Source organism: Sediminibacillus massiliensis (assembly GCF_900156915.1).
Classification (GTDB): Bacteria; Bacillota; Bacilli; order Bacillales; family Amphibacillaceae; genus Sediminibacillus_A; species Sediminibacillus_A massiliensis.
Map to the genome: position 1 here is coordinate 4,227,763 of NZ_LT732535.1, position 18,817 is coordinate 4,246,579.

At 44.1% G+C, this 18,817-nt stretch carries 12 protein-coding genes, 2 rRNA genes, 1 riboswitch and 1 other annotated feature (1 of these 16 cut by a window edge); of the genes, 12 read left to right on the forward strand and 2 right to left on the reverse strand.

Annotated features, from left to right (window positions below):
• The first annotated feature begins 297 nt into the window (after positions 1–297).
• The 4 genes from CZ434_RS21690 (at position 298) to CZ434_RS21610 (ending at position 4,964) form a co-directional block, all read left to right on the forward strand.
• A protein-coding gene (locus CZ434_RS21690) for an IS3 family transposase (RefSeq protein WP_095742943.1) occupies positions 298–1,655 on the forward strand; the annotation gives its coding sequence in 2 pieces (ribosomal slippage) (positions 298–766 and positions 766–1,655; 1,359 coding nt in all).
• A 597-nt stretch (positions 1,656–2,252) separates the two neighbouring features.
• A complete protein-coding gene (locus CZ434_RS21600) occupies positions 2,253–2,642 on the forward strand; it encodes a thiol-disulfide oxidoreductase DCC family protein (protein WP_077625013.1) in 390 nt (129 codons plus the stop codon).
• 84 nt (positions 2,643–2,726) lie between these two features.
• Positions 2,727–2,834: riboswitch (SAM riboswitch) on the forward strand.
• Positions 2,835–3,091: 257 nt separating this feature from the next.
• Complete coding sequence (metK, locus tag CZ434_RS21605; RefSeq protein ID WP_077625014.1) at positions 3,092–4,291, forward strand: methionine adenosyltransferase; 1,200 nt, start codon at positions 3,092–3,094, stop codon at positions 4,289–4,291.
• A 400-nt stretch (positions 4,292–4,691) separates the two neighbouring features.
• Entirely contained in the window at positions 4,692–4,964 is a 273-nt protein-coding gene (locus CZ434_RS21610) for a hypothetical protein (protein WP_077625015.1), read from the forward strand.
• A gap of 60 nt (positions 4,965–5,024) precedes the next feature.
• Here CZ434_RS21610 and CZ434_RS21615 read toward each other — a convergent pair whose 3' ends face one another.
• The gene (locus tag CZ434_RS21615; RefSeq protein ID WP_077625016.1) at positions 5,025–5,537 is read right to left on the reverse strand and encodes a gamma carbonic anhydrase; all 513 of its coding nucleotides are present in this window, start codon (positions 5,535–5,537) and stop codon (positions 5,025–5,027) included.
• Between the two features lie 114 nt (positions 5,538–5,651).
• On the opposite strand from CZ434_RS21615, the gene CZ434_RS21620 reads away from it, so the two are divergent.
• Positions 5,652–6,734, forward strand: coding sequence for a tetraprenyl-beta-curcumene synthase family protein (locus tag CZ434_RS21620; RefSeq protein WP_281252291.1), 1,083 nt, complete (start codon positions 5,652–5,654; stop codon positions 6,732–6,734).
• Between the two features lie 39 nt (positions 6,735–6,773).
• Here CZ434_RS21620 and mnmM read toward each other — a convergent pair whose 3' ends face one another.
• A complete protein-coding gene (gene mnmM / locus CZ434_RS21625; protein WP_077625017.1) occupies positions 6,774–7,346 on the reverse strand; it encodes a tRNA 5-(aminomethyl)-2-thiouridylate-methyltransferase MnmM in 573 nt (190 codons plus the stop codon).
• 126 nt (positions 7,347–7,472) lie between these two features.
• On the opposite strand from mnmM, the gene CZ434_RS22370 reads away from it, so the two are divergent.
• From CZ434_RS22370 to CZ434_RS21660, 7 genes are all read left to right on the forward strand, one after another.
• Positions 7,473–7,751 carry a DUF2524 family protein gene (locus CZ434_RS22370; protein WP_179107345.1) on the forward strand — a complete coding sequence of 93 codons (279 nt, stop codon included), beginning with the start codon at positions 7,473–7,475 and terminating at the stop codon, positions 7,749–7,751.
• A gap of 141 nt (positions 7,752–7,892) precedes the next feature.
• Positions 7,893–8,858, forward strand: a complete 966-nt coding sequence (locus CZ434_RS21635; RefSeq protein ID WP_077625018.1) for a BMP family lipoprotein — start codon at positions 7,893–7,895, stop codon at positions 8,856–8,858.
• 10 nt (positions 8,859–8,868) lie between these two features.
• Positions 8,869–10,530: a methyl-accepting chemotaxis protein gene (locus tag CZ434_RS21640; protein WP_179107346.1), complete on the forward strand. Its 1,662-nt coding sequence runs from the start codon at positions 8,869–8,871 to the stop codon at positions 10,528–10,530.
• 55 nt (positions 10,531–10,585) lie between these two features.
• Positions 10,586–10,806 (forward strand) — a binding site (T-box leader).
• A 91-nt stretch (positions 10,807–10,897) separates the two neighbouring features.
• Positions 10,898–13,315, forward strand: coding sequence for a leucine--tRNA ligase (gene leuS, locus CZ434_RS21645; protein WP_077625020.1), 2,418 nt, complete (start codon positions 10,898–10,900; stop codon positions 13,313–13,315).
• 80 nt (positions 13,316–13,395) lie between these two features.
• Positions 13,396–13,698: a rhodanese-like domain-containing protein gene (locus tag CZ434_RS21650; RefSeq protein WP_077625021.1), complete on the forward strand. Its 303-nt coding sequence runs from the start codon at positions 13,396–13,398 to the stop codon at positions 13,696–13,698.
• Between the two features lie 299 nt (positions 13,699–13,997).
• A 16S ribosomal RNA gene (locus CZ434_RS21655) occupies positions 13,998–15,564 on the forward strand.
• 1,464 nt (positions 15,565–17,028) lie between these two features.
• Positions 17,029–18,817, forward strand: a 23S ribosomal RNA gene (locus tag CZ434_RS21660) (it continues 1,130 nt past the right edge of the window).
• Together the 16S and 23S rRNA genes form the textbook arrangement of a ribosomal RNA operon.

Here is an 18,817-nt window from a genome sequence, read left to right on the forward strand (position 1 = left end):
AACTTACTATTTATATATGTGAAAAAGAGTGTTTGTTTCGGGGGTATATACGGGAACAACCTTATAGAATGAAAATGATAAATATGCCTTTTCCAGAAGGAAGATGTTTCGCAAAACCATAAACTGCGACATAACTAGCTTCACCAAACGTGACTTCCTACCATCCTTTTCTGATTGAGTAGTAGTCCAGCGCTGCGGAAAAACACTCGCTTTCCGTGGGGAACGCTTCAGCCTCCTCGGGAAAATGCACTGCACCCCTATTGTTGGACACATCATCTGACAATAGGAGGTACCTAAATGAGAAAGTTTTCCGTGTTGGAAAAACATTTTGCTGTGCAGCGTTATCTAAACGAAAGGATTAGCTACCGGGACCTAGCGAAAGAATTGGGGATTGATAACTCTTCCTTACGTTATTGGGTCAAATTATACGAATACCATGGAGATACTGCTTTTCTATTTCCCTATACAAACTACACGCCTGCCTTTAAACTGAAAGTAATTCAGTTTATCGAAGAGAAAAATTATTCAATTCGAGAGGCATCGGCGCTCTTCCATATTCCGGACTCTTCCATGGTCCGGAGGTGGAAGAAAAAGTGGGAGACTGGCGGATTCGATGCCCTTAAACCAACCGGAAAGGGGAATTCCCGTATGACTTCCCAAAAGAAAAATTCCAAGAATGACCAACCAGATAAGCACTCTGTAGAGGAAATGCAGAAAGAACTGGAATATTTGCGTATGGAGAATGCCTATTTAAAAAAGTTGAGAGCCTTAGTTCAAAACAAGGAAAAATCACCAAACAAGACAAAGCGAAAGTAGTCTATGAACTAAGGGGCGAATTCTCGGTGAAAGAACTTTTAAAGCTGGCAGATATCCCTCGCAGTACGTATTATTACTGGGTGAGCACATTTGACTGCCCTGACAAAGATGCCGAATTAAAAACGTTGATTCAGTCCATTTATCATGAACATAAAGGGCGTTATGGCTATCGCCGTATTCAAGATGAGTTAGAAAATAAAGGACATAAGGTGAACCACAAAAAAGTGCAGCGATTAATGAAAGAGTTAGGTTTGAAAAGCATCGTCCGCATGAAGAAGTACCGATCATACAAAGGCAAAGTTGGCAAAACCGCTCCAAATATCCTGGAACGGAACTTCCAAGCAGACAAACCAAATGAGAAATGGGTTACCGATATTACAGAATTTAAATTACTAGGAGAGAAACTTTACCTATCTCCCGTTCTGGATTTATTCAATGGCGAAATTATCACCTACACCATTGGTTCACGTCCAACTTACTCCCTAGTCTCAGAGATGTTAGAAAAATCTTTTGAACGTTTGAAGGATAGGGATGAACTATTGATCCACTCGGATCAAGGCTGGCATTACCAAATGAAACAGTACCGGGATGCTTTAAAGGAGCGAGGCATCACACAGAGTATGTCACGAAAAGGAAACTGTTATGACAACGCCGTTATCGAGAATTTCTTTGGCATTATGAAATCTGAATTTCTTTACTTAAATGAATTCGAAAGCATCGAGCAATTTAAAAAGGAACTGGAAGAATACATGGATTACTATAATCAAAAACGGATAAAGACCAAATTAAAAGGCAAGAGTCCGATCGAATATCGAACTCTATACCAACAAGCCGCTTAACCAAAATCTGTCCAACTTTTCGGGGTCACTTCAAAAGCGCCCTGCGGGGTCTTCAGACTGTTCCTTTCCCACTGGAGTCTCGCATTTTTCCGCAGCTTAAGATAGATATCTGATCAAGTGAGAAGTGGTCCTGAAAGGTGTCTAACATGTGTACTCTTAACAAATGAAGCAAACTATTACTAGGTCAATTCACAGCACACACACTGCAGATTTTTCGGAACTGCCCTTTGGCAAAAATTTTAAAAGATAACCATGAATTTACATCCAAAATTAAACAGAAAATGAACAATATATTCAAAGAAAGCAAGCAATTTCCGCTGCTTACGATTGACTTTTAGTTAATTGGGGTTAAATCCCAGAATATGTCTAACATAGGTATCTTAACATCGAAATTCAGAAAACTCCTAACAGCGAAGTGTTCTGCCGCAGCGAGTGCATGCGCTTAACAATCATCAGAATCACAGGAAGTAAAAATGTCACTAGGCCGCAGTTTCCCTTAATTATGAATCTTAATAAGGTGAAATTTGTGATAGGCTAGTAATAAGTAATATCAGTCATAACAAGTTATGCAGGACTATAAGAAAGAGGTGTTTACTTATGAAGCAAAAACCTGTTGTTTTATTTGACCGAAACTGTTACTTATGCCAACAAAGCAAAAAGGTTATTAAATTTCTTGATTGGTTAAAAGTATTTGACCTTTATTCCCTTCAGGAGTATGAAAAGACTCAACCAACGCTTAGCAGCAGGGCAAAGGAAATGCTAAGAGGTGAAATACACGTTATAAAACCGAATGGAGAGACTGTTGCCGGCTATCAGGCAGTCAGGTATATATTAGCGCGTATAATATTGACTTCGCCTTTAGGGTGGCTCATGTATCTTCCGAAATCGGAAATAATCGGAGATCCGGTATATCGCTGGATTGCCAAAAACCGTTATAAACTATTTCAAGACAAATGTACGGACGGTTCATGTAAATTGCCCGCTTGATTATCTTCAAGACAAATCGTCCTGTGGTTATATTTTATTGACATTAAAGGCTTGTTTCGTTACGATAAATTGCGAACGGATACTCTCTTATCCAGAGTTGGCGGAGGGACAGGCCCGAAGAAACCCAGCAACCATCAATGTTTATTGAAAGGTGCTAACCTGATGCAAGGTTTTTTCCTTGGACGATAAGAAGAGAAAGGCCATTTTCCTTTCCTTGCTTAATAAGAGGAAAGGTTTTTCTTTTTTTTTCTGGCTGAATAAGATGCGACATGACCGCTTAAAGGTCCAATGGATTTGTTCTTTTATTTCAATAGCAAATGGTCCAAACTCATAATAGAAACAATTAAGCAAAACATAGGATATATTCACTCGCTGAATTGTTTTGTAATAACATACAGGAAAGAGCAGTTCCGTAATAACTTGTTGAAAATGAAGGAGGATTTAGCAGAATGGCTGCGAATCGTCGATTATTTACATCAGAATCTGTTACAGAAGGTCACCCGGATAAGATTTGTGACCAGATTTCTGATGCCATTCTAGATGAAATTTTAGAAAAGGACCCGAATGCCCGGGTAGCGTGTGAGACTACTGTGACTACAGGCTTGGTATTGGTCTCGGGTGAAATTACAACAACTACTTATGTGGACATTCCGAGTATTGTCCGGAAAACAGTGAAAGAAATTGGATATACAAGAGCGAAGTATGGGTTTGATGCAGAAACATGTGCGGTACTGACTGCAATCGACGAACAATCTCCAGATATTGCGGAAGGCGTGAACCAGGCGCTTGAGGCTCGTGAAGGAAAGACAGCTGATGAAGCCATCGAGGCGATTGGAGCCGGTGATCAGGGACTTATGTTTGGATATGCCAACAATGAAACTCCTGAGTTGATGCCATTGCCGATTTCTTTAGCTCATAAGTTATCTAAACGTCTCTCAGATGTTCGTAAAGACAACACTCTCTCGTACTTGCGTCCAGATGGAAAAACGCAGGTAACGGTAGAGTATGATGAAAATGATAAACCGGTCAGAATCGATACAATTGTCATTTCTACTCAACATCACCCGGAAATCGAGTTGACCCAAATTCAACAGGATTTGAAAGAATTTGTCATCAATCCGATTGTTCCGAAAGAACTGCTGGATGAACAAACGAAATATTTTATCAATCCGACAGGACGGTTCGTTATCGGCGGACCTCAAGGTGATGCTGGTCTTACTGGACGGAAAATCATCGTAGACACATATGGAGGGTATGCCCGACATGGTGGAGGGGCATTCAGTGGAAAAGACGCGACAAAAGTTGATAGATCTGCCGCATATGCTGCTCGTTATGTAGCGAAAAATATTGTCGCGGCTAAGTTGGCGGATTCCTGTGAAGTCCAGCTGGCATATGCGATCGGTGTCGCTGAACCGGTATCCATTTCCATCAATACATTTGGAACAGGCAAGGTAACAGAGGAAGTTCTCGTTAAAGCTGTTAGGGAACTATTCGACTTGAGACCTGCCGGAATTATCAAAATGCTTGATTTAAGACGTCCGATTTATAAAGATACTGCGGCATATGGGCACTTTGGCCGGACAGATATCGAATTCCCTTGGGAACAGACAGATAAAGTGGAAAGCTTAAAAGAATATACAAATGCCTGAATCAACCAGAAGAACTAAGCATAGTGCTTAGTTCTTTTATTATGGAATTGAAATCCTGTTTTTTCATTAAAACCATAAACTGCGATTATCTTTCTTTAGTCCCAAGGGATGTTTATTCAAGTAGTCCCCTGGTTGAGGCCGTGCCCGAAGAAAAACGAAGTGTTCTGCCGTAGCGAGTATAACCTGTTCACTATCATCAGAACGTAAGTAAGTTTCACTGAAGTGAATCGCAGTTTCTCCCGAATGTAGGCTTACGGACTGAAAGTAGGAAAAGTACTTATTTTAAACAGAAAATCCGCATTTCTTCTGTTTCAATCGCCCTCCTTCCATTCTTATCTGAACATAAGATAGCCATATAAGCCTTTTTACAGATTGGAAAGGAAAAGAAGGAGGTAACAAAGTGTCTGTTAATCATTTTGAAACATGCGGTAGAAATATTGGAGAAGCAGTGAAAATTGTGTGTCATGACGGGGTAGTCCACAGAGGCATTATTGAGAGAGTGAACCGTGATCGTGTATTTATTCGTCCGATGGAGAGAAGAGTTGGCGATGTTGGTCAGGGACCTGGATTGTTTCTATATGGCCCGGGCTGGGGATGGGGTTACGGTGCCGGATATGGCATAGCTTTTGCTTCTATCGCCGCCCTTACGATCCTTCCATTTTTATTCTGGTAAAAAAAGATGGGTCCATAAGCCGTACCACCTTTGAGGGGGATACGGCTTATTTAAATACACTTATTCCTGCATTTCTTTATAATATTGCCCTTTCTCTACGTAAGACAAACGGATTCGCTCCATCTCGGCGAAGTCCTCTTCGGTCAGCTCGCGAACAACTTTAGCTGGACGCCCAAACGCTAAAGTTCTTGGAGGAATCTTCTTTCCAGGCGGGACTAAGCTGCCGGCCCCGATAAAAGCTTGTTCACCGATTTCAGCGTTGTCCAATATAATCGACCCCATCCCAACCAACGCGTTCTTTTTGATTATGGAGGAATGCAAAGTTACTTGGTGTCCAATTGTCACGCCATCTTCAATAATCAGAGGAGCTTCAGGACTTTGGTGTAGTAAACTTAGGTCTTGTATATTTACTTCATTGCCAATATGTACTGGTGCCACATCGCCCCGGATCACGGTCTTGAACCAAACACTGGCCATTCTGCCGATTGTGACATCGCCTGTTATAACGGCGTCTTCGGCAATATATGCAGTTTCGTCGATAGCAGGCTTTTTTCCTTTATACTCGTAAAACATTTGAAACCCCCTTAAATTTATGGTGATATAGTTATAGTATCATACTAAATAAACATGAAAAGAAATACTGAATAAAACAATCATGACACCAGATAGAAGAAAGAAGGAGATCGTTTGTCTTTTACAGTACCCCGGAGTTCCCCGATTTTGATGAAAAATGTCTATCGAAGGATTTTTCCGCAAGTAGACCATGAGCTGAATTATTGGTATCAACGAGCAAGTCGTATTCCGGACGAGGAATTGAGAAAACAAGCCGTATCAAGCATTGCTTCGAAAAAATTTCACTGTCAGGGAGGCGCAGTATATAGTGTGCTGGCGGGAGCAGAATGGAAGGAAGCTATCCGCTTTATCGTGGCTTATCAGACAATCAGCGATTATCTTGACAATCTTTGTGACCGGAGTACATCTTTAGAACCGAAGGATTTCCGTATGCTTCACCAATCCATGGAAGATGCTCTGTCGCCAGAGAATGAGCTTAAACAATATTACCTTTACCGCAAAGAACAAGATGATGGTGAATACTTAGCAGATCTTGTCCGGACTTGTCAAAACTGTATAAGAAATTTAAAGGATTACCACATGATTCATGACCAGGTAATACAACTTGAACAATTATATAGTGATTTGCAGGTACATAAACATGTCAAAAAAGAGGAAAGAATACCTCGCTTGGAAAAATGGTTTGAACAACATAAAGAACAATGGCCGTACTTGAGCTGGTATGAGTTTTCTGCTTCTAGTGGTTCTACGCTCGGGATATTTTGTTTTGTATCCTATACAATGGGAGGAAAAATGAACGAATCATTGGCTGGAAACCTTTATGAAAGCTATTTTCCTTATATGCAGGGTCTCCATATCTTGTTGGATTATTATATCGATCAGGAGGAGGACAGACTGGAAGGGGATTTGAATTTCTGCAATTATTACAAAAATAAAGAACACATGAAGGAGCGTCTGCTTTACTTTATCGAAAACACCAATAAAAGTGTTCAGCAGCTGCCGGACAGGGAGTTCCACGAAATGGTCCATAACGGGCTTGTCGGACTATACTTGGCAGACCCGAAAGTCGGACGACTGGAAGGCGGGAAAAAACTTACAAAACTGATGCTGCAGGCGAGCGGTATCAGATCCACCTTTTTTCACCTGAATGTAAAAGTCTACAATAAATTGAAGAGGAAATACGCAGGACAGACATAAATTATCTTGAATTATCCAAGCAGAGGCTGGGGGAATATCTCAGTCTCTGCTTTTTTTTATGTTTTCAATCGCAAGCAGAAAAGGGGGGTTATTTTTTTGATTAATAAATTCATACTTCAAAACACTGACTGCTTTTTGATCGTAATTGCTGAGATGCTCGAGTAAAGCGTCTTTTTCCACCCCGCCCCCTTCATGACCGTGATAGACGACGATAACAATCCTTCCACCAGGTCTGAGCCTGTGAAGAATGGCATCGACAGCAGCTATGGTCGTTGCGGGTGTAGTGATGATTTGCTTATCGCTTCCAGGCAGGTAGCCTAGGTTGAAGATGGCTGCAGCAACAGGCTCGTCAGCCAGGTAATAATCAACATGTTGATGGTCATCTTCAATGAGTTTGACATTTTTGATGTTTTCTCTAGCTAATAAGGCGGTCGTATTATCAATAGCCTGTCTTTGTATGTCAAATGCATAAACCTTTCCATTCTCCCCTACAACATTACTGAGAAAAACTGTATCATTCCCATTTCCGCATGTGCCATCTATAACGGTTTCTCCTGCAGCGATTGTTTCCACCAGTAATTCATGTGCATATGTCAGAACTTTTTTTACCATAGATTCTTCTCCTTAAATTCATTTGCTACCAGTAGTTTAGCACGAATTATTTTAACGGCAAATATCTGCTGCCCTATCATGTATATGTGTTTTATTTTGGAACACTTTAAAAACGAGGTGATAATAATGGCGACAAGACAGTCAATCGAGGATATTATCGAATTGGGAAACGCCTGCATTGTGCAAGCAGAACAAGCATTGGATATTACAAATCGAAATGGATATGAAATTGACACGGTATATACCGAAGCTCAAACCAAATTGGTCGAACTGGAAGCAGATATAGAAAAACTGATGGACAGCTCCAATGCCCAACAAAGAGAGCAGTTGTACAGACTTCATCTGCGTGCAAGTCAATGTTTAAATGATATGATATTGGATCAAAACGATTTGAAAAATAGTTAAGAAGCATCCTCCGCTTAAAACGGAGGATTTTTTTTGCAATTCTGAATCTAAAAACAATTACAGACTTGTCAGGGAATCCTTCATAATTGCATTTTTCCCACCGATAACATAAAAGTACAGAATCGATAAGGGAGAGTTAATATGTATTTTCGAAAGATATTATTTATTTTAAGTGTATTCACCATTATAATCTCCGGTTGCTCAAACCAAGAAGCCAAGAGCAATTCTGATGACCAAATCAAGATTGGTATTATGTTGTCAGACGTGGGGTTGGGAGATCAATCGTTTAGTGATTCCGCCTTTCAAGGTCTGACAAAGGCAAGGGATGAATTGGGGATTGTTTTCGATTATAGAGAATTAGAAAGTGCAGGAAGCTATAAAGAGGGGTTGGAGGAACTAGTAAAGGAAGAGAGCGATATTGTTATTGGCCTGGGTTACATGGTCCAGGAAGATCTCGAACAAGTTGCAGAAGAAAACCCTGAACAGCAGTTTGTACTGATAGATGCTGTGTCTGAGTTGGATAATATTACTTCCGTTTCATTCGATGCCATGCAGGGAAGCTACTTGGCTGGTGTAATTGCTGCAATAACCACCGAAACGGATACAATCGGTTTTATCGGCGGGGAAGACAATGAAACCATCAATGATTTTGGGGATGGTTTTACGGCCGGTGCGAAATCAGTAACACCCGACATTGAGGTCGACCTAGAGTACGCCAATGATTTCGGCAATGATGAAAAAGGCGCCGAAATCGCTGATGGAATGATAGAAGAAGGTGTAGACGTCCTCTTTGCTGCTGCCGGTTTCACCGGTGTTGGAGCCTTGCAGGAAGCACAGAGAAAGAGCGCTTATGCGATAGGAGTGGATTCCGATCAGTATTATTATGCTGAAAAATCAGTAATTACTTCTGTCCTAAAGAAAGTGGATGTTGCGGTTTTCGATTTGGCCAAACAATTGGTGGATAACGGGGAAATTCCTACAGGGCATATTCGCTTAGGCATCGCTAACGATGGAGTCGGACTTGCTCCTGTCAGAGTGATCGAATTATCAGATCAGGAAAAACAATTGCTGGATGAAGCGGAAGCTGAATTCTCGGAGCAAGGATAAGGAGGATACTATGTCTATTAAAAAGAAACTATTATTTAATGCATTTGGCATCTTGTTGTTTACCTGCCTGATAGTGGGTTTTATCATATTCAGCATGATCCGAATACAATCATCCACCCAGGACCAAGTAGCGATCCTTCTCGACATCGAAAAGCTGCAATCAGAGTTGAATGCTGCCAAACAAGGATTGAGCAATTATTCTATATCCGGAACAGATGGATTGATGGAAGAGTCACTGAGAGAGATATCCGACAGCCATAAAGTAATTTCCGGCTTACAGGAAAAAGTCATACACGACGAAAGTAAAATTCATTTAGAAAAAGCAAATGAGAAATTCACAGACTGGCAGTCAGCATCTGAGCAGGCATTAGCTTCAGTTGATTTCAGTGAAGCCAAGAAACAGTCTGTAAGGGTTGATGGTATCCTTAATGATATTTATATGTTAAACCAAGAAGCGAACGATCATTATCAGGCCGTCCAGCAAAATATGAAAAACCAAATTCAGTTTGTGATTGTATCGGCGTTGATTGGATGTGCAGTATTGCTTGTTATTTCAACAATAGTCACCTGGAAAATCACCGATTCTATCACTAGAGGTCTGAAAAAGCTTGCCGGCAACGCCAGTTTGGTTGCAGAAGGTAATCTTATGGTCGAACCTGTTGCTTATAAGGGAAAAGATGAGTTGGGAGACTTGAACATATCTTTCGGGCACATGGTTGATCACTTGAAAGGCCTGATCTTATCCATAAACGGTGTTAGCAGGGATGTGGAGAATTTTTCTAAATCCCTTGAGGAAGAAAACAAAATGCTTACAGAAGTGAGCAATCAAGTTGCAGCATCCACCGATGAATTGTCGTCTGGTACTCAGACAATTTCAGGTGATTTACAGGATGCCGTCCAACTAGTTGAACAAATGGATCAAGGGTTCACTGCCAATGTTGATTACTCCGAGCAATCGGTAACATACAGCCGTGAAGCACAGGAAGCTGTACAATACGGGAAGGAAGCATTGGATAAACAACAGAAACTCGTTCTTGAAAATGAAGAGACTTCCAAACAGATTGAAAGAGCGACTACTACCTTTTCAAGCTACACGGGAGAAATAGAAAATATGGCGAAAGCAGTATCCGAAATAGCCGAACAAACCAACCTGCTTGCTTTAAACGCCGCAATCGAGGCTGCCCGTGCAGGTGAAGCGGGTAAAGGTTTTGCAGTAGTAGCTGAAGAAGTCCGCAAGCTTGCGGAAGATTCATCCCAGGCCACGAAACATATTTTTGAAATGGTACATATGATTGAAAAGGGAATCAAGCAAATAGGGGATTCCGTTAAGAAAGGAACAGAAATTGTCGGAGAAGAGAAAAAATCGATGATGGCCACCACGTCAGCTTTTGAGGACATAGATCTGAAAGTTCAAGGTATATCGTCTAGCCTTGAAAAATTGCTTGTAGGGGTGAAAGACTCCAAAGGATTAGGTGGCAAAGTTCTTGGGAATATCGAAAGCATAAGCGCCGTCTTGGAACAGACAGCAGCCGGCAATCAAGAAATTTCCGCTTCCACAGAAGAACAATTAAGTGCGTTTAACCATATGGTAGAACAAGTTTCGGAACTCAGGGCATTGACCGTTAATCTAAATGAGACAGTCGGAAAGTTCAAGTTGGAGGAAAAAGCCTGATCTCTCCTCCCTTGACAAAGAAGGTTGCTTTCATTACAATACCATTACAATGATAAGAACGACGATGAGAAGGAATAGTAGTAAAAGTTTCAGGACACAGACAGAGAGACAGCGGCTGGTGGAAGCTGTCCCTGACCTTTATGAACTCGCCTTTGATGTTGCGGAAGTGAATTTGCAGTAATTTCCGCCGTTTGTCCGCGTTAAGGACCTCGAGCGAGCGCTTCTTTGCGCTAATTTGGGTGGTACCGCGGGTATAAACAATCTCTCGTCCCATGATTTATGGGATAGAGGGATTTTTTTATAGAAAAAAATGAACTGCCTGTCAAGCAGGGAATTAGACACACGTATAATCAGGAGGTAGGACCCTATGTCGTTTGAACATAGAAAAATCGAAGAAAAATGGCGTAATTATTGGCTGGAAAACAAGACATTCAAGACAAATTCGGATACAGACAAGGATAAATTTTATGTGCTGGATATGTTCCCGTATCCTTCGGGTGCGGGTCTTCATGTCGGCCACCCTGAAGGATACACGGCGACAGATATCATTTCCAGAATGAAGAGGATGCAAGGATATGAAGTGTTACATCCAATGGGGTGGGATGCATTCGGACTTCCAGCTGAACAATATGCATTAGATACAGGAAATGATCCGGAAGAATTCACCAAAAAAAACATCGACACGTTTAGAAGGCAAATCCAGGAGCTTGGTTTCTCATATGATTGGGATAGAGAAATCAATACCACCGATCCGAACTATTATAAGTGGACACAATGGATTTTCTTGAAATTATATGAAAAAGGGCTGGCATATATCGATGAAGTGGCCGTTAACTGGTGCCCTGCACTCGGTACTGTGTTGGCCAATGAAGAGGTTATTGATGGAAAAAGTGAACGTGGCGGACACCCGGTAGAACGTAAGCCGATGAAACAGTGGATGTTGAAGATCACAGCGTATGCTGACCGTCTTTTAGATGATCTGGAGGACTTGGATTGGCCGGAGAGCATCAAAGATATGCAGCGAAATTGGATCGGCCGTTCTGAGGGAGCGGAAGTCCGCTTCGGTATCGACGGATTCGATGAATCTTTCACTGTATTTACTACAAGACCAGATACTTTATACGGGGCCACTTATGCTGTCATGGCGCCAGAGCATCCATTTGTGGAGAAAATCACAACGGAAGAACAATTGAATGCCGTCCATAAATATTTGGATCAAGTTAAAGCCAAGAGCGATTTGGAAAGGACCGATCTAGCTAAGGATAAAACAGGAGTGTTTACCGGTGCTTATGCAATTAACCCGATCAATGGAGAAAAACTTCCGATCTGGGTGGCGGATTATGTATTGATGACCTACGGTTCTGGAGCGATAATGGCTGTGCCAGCACATGATGAACGTGACTACGAATTCGCCAGGAAGTTTGACCTTTCGATTGTTCCTGTCTTAGAAGGCGGGAATGTGGAAGAAGAAGCTTATACAGGAGACGGAAAGCACATTAATTCTGGATTTTTGGATGGTTTAAATAAAGAAGAAGCGATTGAAAAAGCGATTGAATGGCTTGAACAAGACGGAAGTGGGAAACGGCAGGTTACTTATCGTTTAAGAGACTGGCTGTTCAGTCGTCAAAGGTATTGGGGAGAACCGATACCGGTAATCCATTGGGAAGATGGAACAATGTCGGCTGTTCCTGAAAATGAATTGCCGTTGGAGCTTCCTAAAACTACAGAAATCAAACCATCGGGCACAGGGGAATCGCCTTTAGCTAACATTGATCATTGGGTAAATGTCACCGATCCGGAAACCGGTAAAAAAGGTAGACGGGAAACAAATACCATGCCGCAATGGGCAGGGAGCTGCTGGTACTTCCTTCGGTATATTGACCCTGATAACAACGAAGAACTTGCCGATCATCAAAGATTGGAAAAGTGGCTGCCGGTCGATACGTATATCGGAGGCGCTGAGCATGCTGTACTTCACCTTTTATACGCTCGATTCTGGCATAAGTTTCTATATGATATCGGTGTGGTACCTACGAAAGAACCATTCCAGAAACTGTTCAACCAGGGGATGATTCTTGGTGAAAACAATGAAAAAATGAGTAAATCCAAGGGTAACGTGGTTAACCCGGATGAAATAGTCGATACGCATGGTGCTGATACACTAAGATTATATGAAATGTTCATGGGACCATTGGATGCTGCTGTAGCCTGGTCAACAAATGGATTGGACGGCGCCCGGAGATTCCTTGATCGAGTTTGGCGCTTGTATGTTGAAGAAGAAGGGAAACTGTCGGATAAAATTGTGGAATCTCCAAGCGACAACTCTTTGGAGCGTTCTTACCATGAAACGGTTAAGAAAGTTACCGAAAACTTTGAGGACCTTCGTTTTAATACAGGCATTTCTCAAATGATGGTATTTATCAATGAAGCATATAAGGCAGAAGAGGTACCAAGAGACTACGCCGAAGGGTTTGTTAAGTTGTTATCTCCAGTTGCTCCTCATTTAGCTGAAGAACTATGGCAGATCCTTGGTCATCAAGAAACACTAGCGTATGCTAGCTGGCCTGCATACGATGAGGCTAAGCTGGTAGAAGACGAAGTAGAAGTTGCAATTCAAATAATGGGTAAGGTCCGTGCTAAAATGATGGTTTCCAAAGATGCTTCTAAGGATGATCTTGAGAAGCAAGCACTGGAACTTGACGCTATCCAGGACTGGCTTGAAGGGAAAACAGTAAGAAAAGTCATCGCAGTGCCAGGAAAGCTTGTTAATATAGTAGCAAACTGACAATACCGAACCCCGGGATCTATTCCCGGGGTTTCTTTTTGCTTATAGGATGATACAATTAATGGCAGGAGGCTGAGCCAATGATCCGTGAAATAACTTCAACTGAATTAGAACAAATGCTGAATAACCCAGATTATATAATAATTGATGTAAGAGAAGAATATGAAGTCATCCATGGCATGCTGCCTGGAGCGATACATATTCCGCTGCAAAAAATCCCTGATGCTGTTCATTCTCTGGATAAATCGGAGGCAACTTATATCCTCGTTTGCCGGGCTGGAATTAGAAGCTGGGACGCTGCGCGCTTTATGAATGAGCGAGGATTTTCGGTTATTAATTTTGCCGACGGGATGATGTCGTGGAATGGAGAAATAGTGGTTTAATACTTTGGAAGAAGGGTATAGTAAATATAAATCCTTGTATGATTAAGACTATGAAAAAAGTTATTGACTTTTTTATAAAACAAATGTAATATGTATATTGCTGTCGCGCCAATTTAGAAGTGGTTTTCCGAAAAAAATCGAATTAGAAATTTCAATTGACATTTGGCGCAAGCAATGTTAGAATTTAATTACTGTCGGTGATAGGCAGTTAACCAAATTTGATCTTTGAAAACTGAACAAAACAATCATTATGTCAAGCAAGAAATGCTAGTCAAGTTTTCGAGCAAGCAAGCTCACATTTTATGGAGAGTTTGATCTTGGCTCAGGACGAACGCTGGCGGCGTGCCTAATACATGCAAGTCGAGCGCGGGAAGCAAGCAATCACCCTTCGGGGTGTGCGCTTGTGGAACGAGCGGCGGACGGGTGAGTAACACGTGGGCAACCTGCCTGTAAGACTGGGATAACCCCGGGAAACCGGGGCTAATACCGGATAACACTTTTCTCTGCATGGGGAGAAGTTGAAAGGCGGCCTTTTGGCTGTCACTTACAGATGGGCCCGCGGCGCATTAGCTAGTTGGTGGGGTAACGGCCTACCAAGGCGACGATGCGTAGCCGACCTGAGAGGGTGATCGGCCACACTGGGACTGAGACACGGCCCAGACTCCTACGGGAGGCAGCAGTAGGGAATCTTCCGCAATGGACGAAAGTCTGACGGAGCAACGCCGCGTGAACGATGAAGGTCTTCGGATCGTAAAGTTCTGTTGTTAGGGAAGAACAAGTACCGTTCAAATAGGGCGGTACCTTGACGGTACCTAACGAGGAAGCCCCGGCTAACTACGTGCCAGCAGCCGCGGTAATACGTAGGGGGCAAGCGTTGTCCGGAATTATTGGGCGTAAAGCGCGCGCAGGCGGTTCCTTAAGTCTGATGTGAAAGCCCACGGCTTAACCGTGGAGGGTCATTGGAAACTGGGGAACTTGAGTACAGAAGAGGAGAGCGGAATTCCACGTGTAGCGGTGAAATGCGTAGATATGTGGAGGAACACCAGTGGCGAAGGCGGCTCTCTGGTCTGTAACTGACGCTGAGGCGCGAAAGCGTGGGGAGCGAACAGGATTAGATACCCTGGTAGTCCACGCCGTAAACGATGAGTGCTAGGTGTTAGGGGGTTTCCGCCCCTTAGTGCTGAAGTTAACGCATTAAGCACTCCGCCTGGGGAGTACGGCCGCAAGGCTGAAACTCAAAAGAATTGACGGGGGCCCGCACAAGCGGTGGAGCATGTGGTTTAATTCGAAGCAACGCGAAGAACCTTACCAGGTCTTGACATCCTCTGCCACTCTTGGAGACAAGAGGTTCCCTTCGGGGACAGAGTGACAGGTGGTGCATGGTTGTCGTCAGCTCGTGTCGTGAGATGTTGGGTTAAGTCCCGCAACGAGCGCAACCCTTGACCTTAGTTGCCAGCATTCAGTTGGGCACTCTAGGGTGACTGCCGGTGACAAACCGGAGGAAGGTGGGGATGACGTCAAATCATCATGCCCCTTATGACCTGGGCTACACACGTGCTACAATGGATGGTACAAAGGGAAGCGAAGCCGCGAGGTGTAGCAAATCCCATAAAACCATTCTCAGTTCGGATTGCAGGCTGCAACTCGCCTGCATGAAGCCGGAATCGCTAGTAATCGCGGATCAGCATGCCGCGGTGAATACGTTCCCGGGCCTTGTACACACCGCCCGTCACACCACGAGAGTTGGCAACACCCGAAGTCGGTGAGGTAACCTTTTGGAGCCAGCCGCCGAAGGTGGGGCCAATGATTGGGGTGAAGTCGTAACAAGGTAGCCGTATCGGAAGGTGCGGCTGGATCACCTCCTTTCTAAGGATAATTGCTCTTCGGAGCAAAAACGAATGGCATAATCGATTGTTTGGTTCAGTTTTGAGGGATTAAAAACCTCAAAAGGATCTTCTGTTAAGAACCGTCACGTCCTGTGACGAACACAGAAGTCACCACCTCGTGTGGAAGCTTGTACCTTGAAAACTAGATAAGAGCAATACAAGACATCAAACAAAACGTCTTTTCATGTTTAATACTAAAAGTGAAAGCGACCGTTTAACAGCGTACGAATAGATAAGATTGCGAGAAGTTCTTTGTTTTTGAAGAACTGGCAGCGATATTAACTATTACGCTAGCTGTTGGGAGCTGTAACTGGATAATAGTTAAGTGAAGAAGGGCGCACGGTGGATGCCTTGGCACTAGGAGCCGAAGAAGGACGGGACAAACACCGATATGTCCCGGGGAGCCGTACGTAGGCGTTGATCCGGGAATTTCCGAATGGGGGAACCCACTGTTCGTAATGGAGCAGTACGGTTATCTGAATTCATAGGATAACCGAGGCAGACCCGGGGAACTGAAACATCTCAGTACCCGGAGGAAGAGAAAGCAAATGCGATTTCCCAAGTAGCGGCGAGCGAAACGGAAACAGCCCAAACCAGAAAGCTTGCTTTCTGGGGTTGTAGGACACTCCATCGGAGTTACCAAGAAATGGTTTAAACGAATCGATCTGGAACGATCAGCCGAAGAAGGTAAGAGCCCTGTAGTTGAAAAGCCGTTTCCTCCGGAGTGGATCCTGAGTACGGCGGAACACGAGGAATTCCGTCGGAATCCGGGAGGACCATCTCCCAAGGCTAAATACTCCCTAGTGACCGATAGTGAACCAGTACCGTGAGGGAAAGGTGAAAAGCACCCCGGGAGGGGAGTGAAATAGAACCTGAAACCGTGTGCCTACAAGTAGTCGAAGCCCGTTAATGGGTAACGGCGTGCCTTTTGTAGAATGAACCGGCGAGTTACGATCACCTGCAAGGTTAAGTCGCATAGACGGAGCCGCAGCGAAAGCGAGTCTGAACAGGGCGCCTGTAGTAGTTGGTCGTAGACCCGAAACCGTGTGATCTACCCATGTCCAGGGTGAAGGTCAGGTAACACTGACTGGAGGCCCGAACCCACGCGTGTTGAAAAACGCGGGGATGAGGTGNTGAATGGCATAATTGATTGTTTGGTTCAGTTTTGAGGGATTAAAAACCTCAAAAGGATCTTCTGTTAAGAACCGTCACGTCCTGTGACGAACACAGAAGTCACCACCTCGTGTGGAAGCTTGTACCTTGAAAACTAGATAAGAGCAATACAAGACATCAAACAAAACGTCTTTTCATGTTTAATACTAAAAGTGAAAGCGACCGTTTAACAGCGTACGAATAGATAAGATTGCGAGAAGTTCTTTGTTTTTGAAGAACTGGCAGCGATATTAACTATTACGCTAGCTGTTGGGAGCTGTAACTGGATAATAGTTAAGTGAAGAAGGGCGCACGGTGGATGCCTTGGCACTAGGAGCCGAAGAAGGACGGGACAAACACCGATATGTCCCGGGGAGCCGTACGTAGGCGTTGATCCGGGAATTTCCGAATGGGGGAACCCACTGTTCGTAATGGAGCAGTACGGTTATCTGAATTCATAGGATAACCGAGGCAGACCCGGGGAACTGAAACATCTCAGTACCCGGAGGAAGAGAAAGCAAATGCGATTTCCCAAGTAGCGGCGAGCGAAACGGAAACAGCCCAAACCAGAAAGCTTGCTTTCTGGGGTTGTAGGACACTCCATCGGAGTTACCAAGAAATGGTTTAAACGAATCGATCTGGAACGATCAGCCGAAGAAGGTAAGAGCCCTGTAGTTGAAAAGCCGTTTCCTCCGGAGTGGATCCTGAGTACGGCGGAACACGAGGAATTCCGTCGGAATCCGGGAGGACCATCTCCCAAGGCTAAATACTCCCTAGTGACCGATAGTGAACCAGTACCGTGAGGGAAAGGTGAAAAGCACCCCGGGAGGGGAGTGAAATAGAACCTGAAACCGTGTGCCTACAAGTAGTCGAAGCCCGTTAATGGGTAACGGCGTGCCTTTTGTAGAATGAACCGGCGAGTTACGATCACCTGCAAGGTTAAGTCGCATAGACGGAGCCGCAGCGAAAGCGAGTCTGAACAGGGCGCCTGTAGTAGTTGGTCGTAGACCCGAAACCGTGTGATCTACCCATGTCCAGGGTGAAGGTCAGGTAACACTGACTGGAGGCCCGAACCCACGCGTGTTGAAAAACGCGGGGATGAGGTGTGGGTAGGGGTGAAATGCCAATCGAACACGGAGATAGCTGGTTCTCTCCGAAATAGCTTTAGGGCTAGCCTCAAGAGTTGAGTACTGGAGGTAGAGCACTGATTGGACTAGGGGCCCTCATCGGGTTACCGAATTCAGTCAAACTCCGAATGCCAGCTACTCGATCTTGGGAGTCAGACTATGGGTGATAAGGTTCATAGTCGAAAGGGAAACAGCCCAGACCGCCAGCTAAGGTCCCAAAGTATACGTTAAGTGGAAAAGGATGTGGAGTTGCTTAGACAACCAGGATGTTGGCTTAGAAGCAGCCATCATTTAAAGAGTGCGTAATAGCTCACTGGTCGAGTGACTCTGCGCCGAAAATATACCGGGGCTAAACGTATCACCGAAGCTGCGGATTGTTCTTGCGAACAATGGTAGGAGAGCGTTCTAAGTGCAGCGAAGTCAGACCGTGAGGACTGGTGGAGCGCTTAGAAGTGAGAATGCCGGTATGAGTAGCGAAAAAAGAGTGAGAATCTCTTTCACCGAAAGCCTAAGGTTTCCTGAGGAAGGCTCGTCCGCTCAGGGTTAGTCGGGACCTAAGCCGAGGCCGAAAGGCGTAGGCGATGGACAACAGGTGGATATTCCTGTACCACCTCCTTTCCGTTTGAACGACGGGGGGACGCAGGAGGATAAGGAGAGCGCACGATTGGAAATGTGCGTCCAAGCAGTAAGAGAGTTGGAATAGGCAAATCCGTCCAACAATCTCAAGCTGTGACGGGGAGGGAACATAAGTACCGAAGCTCCGGATTTCATACTGCCAAGAAAAGCCTCTAGTGAGGAAAGAGGTGCCCGTACCGCAAACCGACACAGGTAGGCGAGGAGAGAATCCTAAGGTGAGCGGGAGAACTCTCGTTAAGGAACTCGGCAAAATGACCCCGTAACTTCGGGAGAAGGGGTGCTTCTTTTGCGAGAAGCCGCAGTGAAAAGGCCCAAGCG